The sequence below is a fragment of the Pseudoalteromonas sp. MBR-15 genome (assembly GCF_053628915.1).
The window spans coordinates 441,622-452,527 of sequence record NZ_JBRJHH010000002.1 but is presented as its reverse complement, the minus strand read 5'-3'; the positions used below and the strand labels follow the sequence as shown (position 1 = coordinate 452,527).

Annotated in this window: 8 protein-coding genes; 6 read left to right on the top strand and 2 right to left on the bottom strand. The window is 41.3% G+C overall.

All coding sequences use genetic code 11. From position 1 onward, the window contains the following. The first annotated feature begins 102 nt into the window (after window positions 1–102). Window positions 103–1,209, top strand: coding sequence for a hypothetical protein (locus tag ACSSVW_RS05050; RefSeq protein WP_454178970.1), 1,107 nt, complete (start codon window positions 103–105; stop codon window positions 1,207–1,209). A gap of 78 nt (window positions 1,210–1,287) precedes the next feature. On the opposite strand, the gene ACSSVW_RS05045 is transcribed toward ACSSVW_RS05050, so the two are convergent. Then, the gene (locus tag ACSSVW_RS05045) at window positions 1,288–2,070 is read right to left on the bottom strand and encodes a nucleoside-binding protein (RefSeq protein WP_065978699.1); all 783 of its coding nucleotides are present in this window, start codon (window positions 2,068–2,070) and stop codon (window positions 1,288–1,290) included. A gap of 126 nt (window positions 2,071–2,196) precedes the next feature. Beyond that, window positions 2,197–3,510, bottom strand: a complete 1,314-nt coding sequence (locus tag ACSSVW_RS05040; RefSeq protein ID WP_036967666.1) for a Na+/H+ antiporter NhaC family protein — start codon at window positions 3,508–3,510, stop codon at window positions 2,197–2,199. A 290-nt stretch (window positions 3,511–3,800) separates the two neighbouring features. On the opposite strand from ACSSVW_RS05040, the gene dapB reads away from it, so the two are divergent. The 5 genes from dapB to ACSSVW_RS05015 all read left to right on the top strand — a co-directional run bounded on the left by dapB (window position 3,801) and on the right by ACSSVW_RS05015 (window position 10,867). Beyond that, window positions 3,801–4,598, top strand: coding sequence for a 4-hydroxy-tetrahydrodipicolinate reductase (dapB, locus tag ACSSVW_RS05035; protein WP_454178969.1), 798 nt, complete (start codon window positions 3,801–3,803; stop codon window positions 4,596–4,598). A 207-nt stretch (window positions 4,599–4,805) separates the two neighbouring features. Beyond that, complete coding sequence (gene carA, locus ACSSVW_RS05030; protein WP_454178968.1) at window positions 4,806–5,942, top strand: glutamine-hydrolyzing carbamoyl-phosphate synthase small subunit; 1,137 nt, start codon at window positions 4,806–4,808, stop codon at window positions 5,940–5,942. A 16-nt stretch (window positions 5,943–5,958) separates the two neighbouring features. Continuing rightward, on the top strand, window positions 5,959–9,177 hold the full coding sequence (gene carB / locus ACSSVW_RS05025) for a carbamoyl-phosphate synthase large subunit (RefSeq protein WP_036967675.1): 3,219 nt from the start codon (window positions 5,959–5,961) through the stop codon (window positions 9,175–9,177). Window positions 9,178–9,228: 51 nt separating this feature from the next. Continuing rightward, on the top strand, window positions 9,229–9,705 hold the full coding sequence (gene greA / locus ACSSVW_RS05020; RefSeq protein ID WP_036967677.1) for a transcription elongation factor GreA: 477 nt from the start codon (window positions 9,229–9,231) through the stop codon (window positions 9,703–9,705). 118 nt (window positions 9,706–9,823) lie between these two features. Further along, the gene (locus ACSSVW_RS05015; RefSeq protein ID WP_454178967.1) at window positions 9,824–10,867 is read left to right on the top strand and encodes a S66 family peptidase; all 1,044 of its coding nucleotides are present in this window, start codon (window positions 9,824–9,826) and stop codon (window positions 10,865–10,867) included. Window positions 10,868–10,906 lie beyond the last annotated feature (39 nt).

The following is a 10,906-nucleotide window of genomic DNA, read 5'->3' as shown; positions in this document are numbered from 1 at the left end:
GCGTTTTAATTTCGTCATTTTTTCACCCAAATTTGTATGCTTATTAGCATAACATTTCTTTCTTAATGGGTGGCCAAATTAACTATGCCACTATAACTCCTTATGATAATCGGTAATGAAGGTTATGAGATTGAAGACTCTGAAAGTTATCAGCAACTCTTTGATTTGTTGGGCTTGAGTGGAAAAGGTATTTACTATCAGGAAATTAATCATCCTTTGTTTAGTAATGTCGAGGTCAAAAATGCAGTAGAAAAGTTAAATCATGAAGGTATCGTTGTTAACTTAATCCCAGTAGAGGATTTAGAAAAGCCAGAACCTATTTTTGTATTGAATATTGATAAGAATGAATTAACTGATGACGAAAAACGTAGTTTAGATAAATGTAATTTAACAAGGGAGTGGCTTGAAGGACGTCAACTCAATTATTTGCAGCTTGATACATTCGAATCAACGCCTTTTATTGAATCAATTAAATCGTCACCTGAATTTTATTTTTGTAAAAATCAACAGTACCCAGATGATTTTCCCCTCATTAAAAGTCAGTTTACTGAAATGAGAAAACAGATCACTCAAACAATAGCGAATCAGAATACTTCACTAGAAAAACTTGATTTAACAACGTTAGATGTACCAGACACGATGTTACCAGAAGTTAAATCTATTTTAGGAATCATTCTTGCTCGCGATTATTTACAAGCAACATCACTCAATGAGCAAGAAATTATGATGAGATTGGGTAATGTTGGCTTAAAGCCGTCAAGCAAGCATATTGCAAGTTTTTCGGGATTGGCTAGTTTGAAAGGTTTCACAATGTGGCTTGAAACGCTTTCTTTCGACGAACCAAAGGACGCTAAAGCCCTTTTAAATGAGTTTGCCAGTAAAGGTGCATATAAAGCATTTTCTGATCTTAATAGTATGGTAGGGGCTGAGTTTGATTTAGAGACTGAGCTGGATCCATTTTATTTTTTTATAAAAAACTATTCTTCTATGACATTACACTTTGGTGATATTAATGCTTATGAACAGAAAGATAATGCGGCTTTCATAAACTATTTTAAGGTGAGTGGGGTAAAAATTAAGCCTCAACATCGGCGAGCTATATTTAAACGTAAAATATCTGAGCAAGATGCTTATAAAGCACTAATTAGTCATTTCCCAGAGTTAAAGGTCGAAAATGTAGATGAGTTCTTCTCTTTAAGTTGCTTATGAGTACTTTTAAGTAAAAGTATTGCTATAAATTCTAAAACTGCGAAATAAATAACTATTTCGCAGTTTTATTGATAACGTTTAGAACGTCCACTCAACATGAAGTTGTGGGACTGATTCAGTGGTATCTGTGCCTAGTTTGTTATGCCAGTATTGCCACTCAAGCCCAAGTAACAGGGTATTTTCTTTCATGCTGATTGCATGACCTAAATCCCATGTAATAATAGGCTGTGCTAAAATCCATGCTTTAACGTCTTGACCGAATTCGTTTTCACGCTCTGCAATGTACTCAACATGGCCTGTCACATTAAATTTTTGTGAGCCAATAGTGAATGGGTAGCCCCATGCTACATCAATCATCCAGCTGTTTGTTTCAGTAGGAGCACCACCACGAGCAACACCTTCACTGTCATCAATGTAGGCTGTAAACAACGTTGATAAAAAGCTAAAACCTGGTGCTTGCCAGCTTAGTTTTACACCGGGTAAATATTTTAGAACCTTTGAGTCTCCAGCAGCGTTAAAGCCCGCAGTTAAACCTACGTCAGCAATCGCACCATATGAAAAATCGTTGCCTGAGATTTTTGACAGGCTAAAGGTTGAATACCATTCACCATAAAAGTCTTTATCTTGATATCCATCTTGTAAATCATCATCACTGTAGTCAATAAAAAAGAAGTTATCGCCATAGTCATAACCAGATGCATGCTGTAATGACACAACCGTTGTGTTTGATTTAGCCAAAGAAAACGGATTTTTGTGCTCACCGTTATTGATGTGTAATTGCGTTGAGCTCCAATTAGCCGCATAGCTCGAAGTACTCGCTGCACATAGCGCAGCAATAGAAAGGATCTTTTTCAAGTTCATATCTCAATATTGATGTAGTCATAACAATTCACTTGATTAAGCGAATTAGTATATAAAGGGGGATACAAAGTGAGGATTATAGCAGATACGTCCTTAAAATGACGTATCTGCTCAAAAATATTTAACTTAGGCTTTATTACGGCGTAAGCATATTACCGCAATCGCAGTAAACGCGAGAATAAAACAATAATATGACGATGTAGATACTTGCCAAGGGCTGATTTTAAACGTTGCACCTAACAATAAGGCTTGTGCGCCGTAGGGCAAAGAGCCTTGTGTTACACAGGCAAAAATATCTAATAAACTGGCTGAGCGCTTGCCAGTGATTTCACCGTCATCGGCCAGTTTTTTCGCAATAGGGCCTGCAACAATAATAGACACCGTATTATTAGCAATACATACGTTACTCGTCATTACGAGTGCTGCAATACCTAATTGATCAGCAACTTTACGATGCCATTTAGCAATAATTTTCGTGATTGCCTGAATTTTGTTAGCAATGTAATCAAGGCCACCGTTTATACGAATAAATTCTGACAGGCCGCCAATAAACATAGATAACAAGAAAATTTCCTGCATATCGGTAAAGCCTTTGTAGATATCTTTTACAAAGCTTGCGCCTTCATAACTGCCTGTAAAGCCCATTAGTGCTGCGAAAATAATCCCGCTAAACAGCACCACAAAGACATTAAATCCCATCACCGCTAGCACTAAAATAAAGGCATACGGAAGCACGAGTAATATATCGTAATCCTGTGTTTCAACCGCTTCAGCTGCCGGTGTTAAAAAGAACAATAATGCAATGGTGAGTGCAGCAGCAGGCAGAGCAATCTTTAGATTCTCGCGAAATTTATCTTTCATTTCACAACCTTGTGTACGGGTAGCCGCAATTGTTGTGTCAGAAATGATTGATAGGTTATCGCCAAACATTGCACCCGATACAATTGTACCGGCCATCAATGCCGGATCGATACCCGTTTTTTGCGCTACGGCGTAGGCAATAGGGCCAATCGCGCCGATGGTGCCCATTGATGTGCCCATGGCAGTTGAAACCACGGCAGCGATTAAAAATAAGCCCGGGAGTAATAAAGCTGGGGGAATAAGAGATAAACCGGCATTCACGACGGCATCAACACCCCCGGTTGCGCCTGCGACGGCAGAAAACGCACCTGCAAGAAGGTAAATCAAGCACATAGTAATGATATTGCTATGACCTGCACCTTTTATAAACGTTTCAACACTGTGGTTAATCGTGTTTCTATTTAAAATAAAGGCCAACATAATGGCAGGTAAAATAGCGACCGGTGCCGGTAGTTGATAAAAGGCGTAATCAACACCTTGAGATTGTAAGTATAAGCCTGCGCCTAAAAATAAGCCGACAAACACCAAAAGCGGCAGCAAAGAAAGTTTTGCTTTTGTTTTATTAAATGATGGCTGCATCATATTCCTCGTTAGATAACCAAAAACACAGCCAAAAACTTCTTTTAGCTGTATTTAGTTGTTGTTTTATGAAAGTAAAAACAACAACAGCGCCCGCAAGCCAAAGACCAAATCGGCGCAAAGGAAGAAGTTTAAATGTATAGATGGCTAAATGCAAAGGCTATCTGTTATTATTGTTGTTATTTTATAAATCCAAAAAATTAGCGCTGTATTTTTTATAAGCTAACCTGACTATTACATGAGTTTTCGATAAAATCTAGCCAGCTAATAAGAATAGATAAGGTAAAAGTATGAACCGTATAGGTGTATTTGGTGCCAATGGCCGCATGGGGCTTGCACTATTAGAGGCTGTTACAAAAAATGAGCACTCTGTGTTAACGGGGGCGTATGTCCGTGAAAATTCACCGCTTATTAATTTAGCTGTTAATCAATTAAACAGTGCCGCTGATGCGGATGTGCAATTTAGCAAAGAAACTGATGTAAAAGAGACTGACGTACTTATTGATTTTACTTTACCCGCGGGGATGCGTAATCACCTCAAAACAGCGGTAGAAAAAAATATAGCCATGGTGATCGGCACGACAGGCTTAACCCACGACGGCCTTGAAGCGTTAAACGATGCAGCAAAGCATATCCCGATTGTTTTTGCTCGTAACTATAGCGTAGGCGTTAATTTACTGCTTAACTTAGTGCAGACTGCAGCTGTGAAATTTGGCGATGACATGGACATAGAGATTTTTGAAGCGCACCATCGTCATAAAATTGATGCGCCCTCGGGCACGGCTTTGGCTATTGGTGAGGCTATTGCAGAGGCAAAAGGCTGGCAACATGATGACGTTGCACGTTTCGATAGAAGCCACGATGAACAAGCAAAATCGCAAAATGAAATCGGTTATTCGGTCATGCGAGGCGGAGATATAGTAGGTGAACACACCGCATATTTCGCAACTTCTGGCGAAAGACTAGAATTAACTCATAAAGCAAGTTCTAGAATGACCTTTGCCTTAGGTGCTGTAAGAGCTGCGGGCTGGTTGAAAAATAAGCCGGCTGGACTTTATGACATGCAAGATGTGCTTGACTTGAAGTAGTTTAGTTTCTTTTTTGGCAGTTTCAGTGAAAATTAAGTTAATAACGCTTATTTTTACTATTTTATTAATTATGATTAGATCTGAAAAGCAAATTACTGTAAAATAGCGCCAATTTGCCAAAAATTCATAAATGCGTGTTTCCAATCGCTTTAAACGGGCAGTAGAGCAAATGACTTTACTCCCGTTTTTTACTGTTAGGAGGTTAACTTGACTAAATCCGCTCTGTTAGTCCTAGAAGACGGCACAGTGTTTCGCGGTACTGCAATCGGCGCTGACGGCATGTCAGTCGGTGAAGTAGTATTCAATACGTCTATGACTGGTTATCAAGAAATTTTGACTGACCCTTCATACGCGGAACAAATCGTAACTTTGACGTACCCACATATCGGTAATACGGGTACTAACAGCGAAGACGAAGAAGCGGGTCAAATCTGGGCTAAAGGCCTAGTGATCCGTGATTTGCCACTGCTAGCAAGTAATTTCCGTAACGAGCAATCGTTAAGTGATTACTTAAAAGAACGCAATATCCTAGGTATTGCTGACATCGACACTCGTAAATTAACACGTATCTTACGTGATAAAGGCGCTCAAAATGGTTGTATCATTGCAGGCGACGAGTTAGATGAGAATAAAGCGCTCGAAGCTGCGCAAGCCTTCCCAGGCTTAAAAGGCATGGATTTAGCAAAAGTTGTCTCAACCAAGGAAAATTTTGTGTGGCGTGAATCAAGCTGGACATTAGGTGAAGGCTTTAAAACGCTAGAAGCAGCAGACGAGAAATTTCACGTTGTTGCTTATGACTTCGGTGTTAAACGTAATATCTTACGCATGTTAGTTGACCGCGGTTGTAAATTAACCGTTGTGCCGGCACAAACATCTGCTGAAGACGTACTCGCACTTAACCCAGACGGTATTTTCTTATCGAACGGCCCTGGTGACCCTGAGCCATGTACCTACGCAATTGATGCAATTAAGACCTTTTTAGAAACAGATACGCCAATTTTTGGTATTTGTTTAGGTCATCAATTACTTGCGCTTGCCTCTGGTGCAAAAACAGTAAAAATGAAGTTCGGTCATCACGGTGGTAACCACCCAGTTAAAGACCTTGACCGCAATGTGGTTATGATCACTGCGCAAAACCATGGTTTCGCAGCGGATGAAGCTACATTACCAGCGAATTTACGTGCAACTCACGTTTCATTATTCGATGGTACGCTACAAGGTATTCACCGTACTGATAAGCCTGCATTTAGCTTCCAAGGTCACCCTGAAGCAAGCCCAGGCCCACACGATGCAGCACCTTTATTCGACCACTTCATCGACTTGATGCAAGCTCGTTCTAACTAATTTAACCGGAGTAACAATGCCAAAACGTACCGACATAAAAAGCATTCTTATCTTAGGCGCGGGCCCGATCGTTATCGGTCAAGCTTGTGAATTTGACTACTCTGGTGCACAAGCGTGTAAAGCACTACGAGAAGAAGGCTATCGAGTTATTCTTGTAAACTCGAACCCTGCAACTATCATGACTGACCCTGAAATGGCTGATGCGACGTACATCGAACCAATTCACTGGGAAGTGGTAGAAAAAATTATTGAAAAAGAAAAGCCAGATGCTGTACTCCCAACAATGGGTGGTCAAACAGCATTAAACTGTGCGCTTGACCTAGACAAGCACGGTGTGTTGGCTAAACACGGTGTTGAGCTAATCGGTGCAACTGCGGATGCCATCGATAAAGCAGAAAACCGTGAGCGTTTTGACGCTGCAATGAAAAATATTGGCCTTGAGTGTCCGCGTGCTGAAATCGCTCACTCAATGGACGAAGCACACGATGTACTTACTCGTATCGGCTTCCCATGTATTATCCGTCCATCATTCACCATGGGTGGTACCGGTGGCGGTGTTGCATACAACCAAGAAGAATTTGATGAAATTTGTGAGCGTGGTTTAGATTTATCACCAACAAATGAACTTCTAATTGATGAATCATTAATCGGTTGGAAAGAGTACGAAATGGAAGTTGTTCGTGACAAAAACGACAACTGTATCATCGTATGTTCTATCGAAAACTTTGACCCAATGGGCGTTCACACGGGTGACTCAATCACCGTTGCACCAGCACAAACGTTGACGGATAAAGAATACCAAATCATGCGTAATGCATCGATGGCGGTACTTCGCGAAATCGGCGTTGAAACAGGTGGTTCAAACGTACAGTTTGGTGTGAATCCAGTTGATGGCCGTATGGTTATCATTGAAATGAACCCTCGTGTATCTCGTTCATCGGCTCTAGCGTCTAAAGCAACGGGTTTCCCAATTGCCAAAATCGCTGCGAAACTAGCTGTAGGTTATACGCTTGACGAGCTTCAAAATGATATCACGGGTGGTAAAACACCTGCTTCATTCGAGCCTTCAATCGATTACGTTGTGACTAAGATCCCACGTTTTAACTTCGAAAAATTCGCAGGTTCAAACGACCGTCTTACTACACAGATGAAATCTGTGGGTGAGGTTATGGCTATTGGTCGTAACCAACAAGAATCACTACACAAAGCATTACGTGGTCTTGAAGTGGGTGCAACAGGTTTTAACCCAATTGTTGCGCTTGATGACCCGAAAGCGAAAGAGAAAATCATTCGTGAATTGCGTGAGCCAGGTGCCGAGCGTATTTGGTATGTTGCTGATGCAATGCGTCATGGTATGAGCGTTGAAGATGTATTCGAATTGACTAAAATCGATCCATGGTACTTAGTACAAATCGAAGATATCTTAAAAGACGAAGAAACAATCAGCGAAGTAGGTATGGCTGGTTTAAATGCCGAGTTCTTACGCAAGCTTAAACGCAAAGGTTTTGCTGATGCACGTATCGCTGAAATTGCGGGTGTATCTGAAGCTGAAATTCGCAAAAAACGTCACCAATTAAATATCGTGCCAGTTTATAAACGCGTTGATACGTGTGCGGCAGAATTTAGTTCAGACACAGCTTACATGTACTCAACGTATGACGAAGAGTGTGAAGCGAACCCGTCTGATAAAGATAAAATCATGGTAATTGGTGGTGGTCCTAACCGAATTGGTCAAGGTATCGAATTCGATTACTGCTGTGTTCACGCGGCATTAGCGCTACGTGAAGACGGTTACGAAACAATCATGGTTAACTGTAACCCTGAAACTGTTTCAACAGACTACGACACATCTGACCGTCTATTCTTCGAGCCAATTACGCTTGAAGATGTGTTAGAAATCGTTCGTGTTGAAAAACCAAAAGGCGTAATCGTTCAGTACGGTGGTCAAACTCCACTTAAACTGGCTCGTGCACTTGAAGCGAATGGTGTGCCAGTTATTGGTACATCACCTGATGCAATCGACCGTGCTGAAGACCGTGAGCGTTTCCAACAACTTGTTGAGCGTTTAAACCTTCTTCAACCTGAAAATGCAACAGTAACGTCTCTAGAAGAAGCGATTGTAAAATCGGCTGAAATCGGTTTCCCTCTGGTTGTACGTCCTTCATATGTACTTGGTGGTCGTGCGATGGAAATCGTTTACGATGAAGATGACTTACGTCGTTACATGACTGAAGCGGTATCTGCATCAAATGAAGCCCCAGTATTGCTTGACCGTTTCTTAGATAACGCAATCGAAGTTGACGTTGATGCTATCTGTGACGGTGAGCAAGTGATTATCGGCGGTATTATGGAGCATATCGAGCAAGCAGGTGTTCACTCAGGTGACTCAGCATGTTCATTACCTGCTCATTCATTAACTGCTGAAGTACAAGACGTAATGCGTAAGCAAGTGACAGACATGGCACTTGAGCTTGGCGTAGTGGGTCTTATGAATACACAGTTTGCAGTGAAAGACGGCCAAGTTTACTTAATCGAAGTAAACCCTCGTGCAGCGCGTACAGTACCGTTTGTATCAAAAGCAACGGGTGTAGCACTTGCTAAAGTAGCAGCGCGTTGTATGGCAGGTCAGTCATTGGCAAGCCAAGGTATCACCAAAGAAGTGATTCCTCCTTACTACAGCGTTAAAGAAGTTGTATTACCGTTTGCTAAGTTCCAAGGTGTTGACCCAATGCGTGGCCCAGAAATGCGCTCAACGGGTGAGGTAATGGGTGTTGGTGAAACATTCGCCGAAGCGTTCGCTAAAGCACAATTAGGTGCAAGCAACACTTTACCACGCGGTGGTCGCGCGTTACTATCGGTACGCAACAGTGACAAACCACGTATTGTTGAACTTGCTAAAACTATGACTGAACTTGGTTTTGAGCTAGATGCAACAGGTGGTACTGCCAAAGCACTTGAAGACGCTGGTATTGCAGTTCGTCGCGTAAACAAAGTATTCGAAGGTCGTCCTCATATTCTTGATAGAATTAAAAATGGTGAATACAGCTACATTGTAAACACTACTGAAGGTCGCCAAGCGATTGAAGATTCGAAGGTGTTACGTCGTGGTGCGTTACAGCACAAGACTAACTACACAACGACACTGAACGCGGCATTTGCTAACTGTACTGCAAACCAAGCAGACGACCGTAGCAAAGTGACGTCAGTTCAGGAACTACACCAGCGAATGAACTAAGGAAATGTGCCAAGGGCGAGTGATTCGCCCTTGGGATTAAGTGAGAATAATATGCAATCAATTCCGATGACGGTTCGTGGTGCAGCATTACTGCGCGAAGAACTTAACGAATTAAAAACAGTTACCCGTCCAAAAATCATTGCTGATATTGCTGACGCACGTGAGCATGGTGATTTGAAAGAAAACGCGGAATACCATGCTGCTCGTGAGCAACAAGGTTTTTGTGAAGGTCGTATTCAAGAAATTGAAGCGAAGCTTTCAAATGTACAAATCATCGATATAACTAAGATGCCTAAGACAGGTAAAGTTATTTTTGGTACAACGGTTACTATCGTTAATGTTGAAACCGACGCTGAGGTTAAATACCAAATCGTGGGTGATGATGAAGCAGATATCAAAAATAACCTGATCTCTGTAAACTCGCCAATCGCGCGTGGTTTAATTGGTAAAGAGGTTGATGACGCTGTTACCATTAAAACACCTAATGGTGAAGTTGAATACGAAATCATTGAAGTTGAGTATATTTAATAGCTTAACCAAGCATTGATGAAGCCGCGGTTTTATACCGCGGTTTTTTTATGCCTGTTTACAGCCACCCAATTATTCGTTACGTTGGCGTTCTATTAACGATTATATAGAGGTGAAAATGGCAAAAATTCACTACCCTAAAGCGCTTTCAAAAGGCGATAAAATAGCCATTTGCGCTTTTTCATCAGGGGTTGAACAAGCATATCACGCACGTTTAGATCTTGTGTTGGCGGGCTTAAAAGCAAAAGGCTTTCAAGTTATAGAAGGGGCATGCTTACGCGAAGCCCATAGTCCTGCAAAACAGCGTGCAGATGAATTAATGCAGTTTTTAACAGATGACTCAATTGCCGCTATCATGCCGCCATGGGGCGGCGATCTCACCATGGAAATTTTATCTTTACTTGATTTTAATGCGATAAGCCAAGCACAACCGAAGTGGTTAGTGGGATTTTCAGATATCAGTACATTTGCATGTGCTTTAACGACACGATGTGGTTGGGCAACACTGCACGCAGCAAATTTAATGCAAATTCACCCAGACGATCCTGATGAATACTTAGCAAACATTTTCAAAGCACTACAATTAGGTGAAAAAGGTCAATTAAATCAAGTGGCCTCACCTTATTACCAGCAGTCTGTTATAGATTATTCGCACCAGCCGCAGGCACAGTTTGATTTAACTGCACCGAGCCAATGGCGTTGTATAAACTACAAAGACACACGTAAAATTGAAGTGTCAGGGCGCTTGATAGGCGGCTGTTTGGATACGTTAGGTTTACTATTACCTTCTAATTACTACGCATTACATGAATTTAAAAAACAGTATGCACCTGAAGGACTTATTTTATATTTAGAAAATGCAGAGCTCAGCCCGATGGCACTTGCACGCTGTTTGTTATCGTTAAAATTGAATGATGTTTTTACCGATGTAAATGCCGTTGTGTTTGGTCGCAGCCCTGCAATAAATAACGACTGCTACTTTGATGAATACCAAGCAATTGAGCTCGCATTTAAAGGCAACTTATTTCCGGTTATTGTCGATGCAGACATTGGACATGTTGCGCCAAATTTAGCGCTTATTAATGGTGGTTTTGCAACGATTACTGCTGACTTAAGTGAAGGTATGGCGCGTAATGTGAAGGTCAATACAACGTTAAATTAAATATTACGCCTACGAGAGTAGGCGTAATACACGGCATGT

Coding starts and splice junctions, on each gene's coding strand:
- ACSSVW_RS05015 (WP_454178967.1), top strand. CDS start 9,824: ATGGCAAAAATTCACTACCCTAAAGCGCTTTCAAAAGGCGATAAAATA.
- ACSSVW_RS05040 (WP_036967666.1), bottom strand. CDS start 3,510: ATGCAGCCATCATTTAATAAAACAAAAGCAAAACTTTCTTTGCTGCCG.
- dapB (WP_454178969.1), top strand. CDS start 3,801: ATGAACCGTATAGGTGTATTTGGTGCCAATGGCCGCATGGGGCTTGCA.
- ACSSVW_RS05050 (WP_454178970.1), top strand. CDS start 103: ATGATAATCGGTAATGAAGGTTATGAGATTGAAGACTCTGAAAGTTAT.
- greA (WP_036967677.1), top strand. CDS start 9,229: ATGCAATCAATTCCGATGACGGTTCGTGGTGCAGCATTACTGCGCGAA.
- ACSSVW_RS05045 (WP_065978699.1), bottom strand. CDS start 2,070: ATGAACTTGAAAAAGATCCTTTCTATTGCTGCGCTATGTGCAGCGAGT.
- carB (WP_036967675.1), top strand. CDS start 5,959: ATGCCAAAACGTACCGACATAAAAAGCATTCTTATCTTAGGCGCGGGC.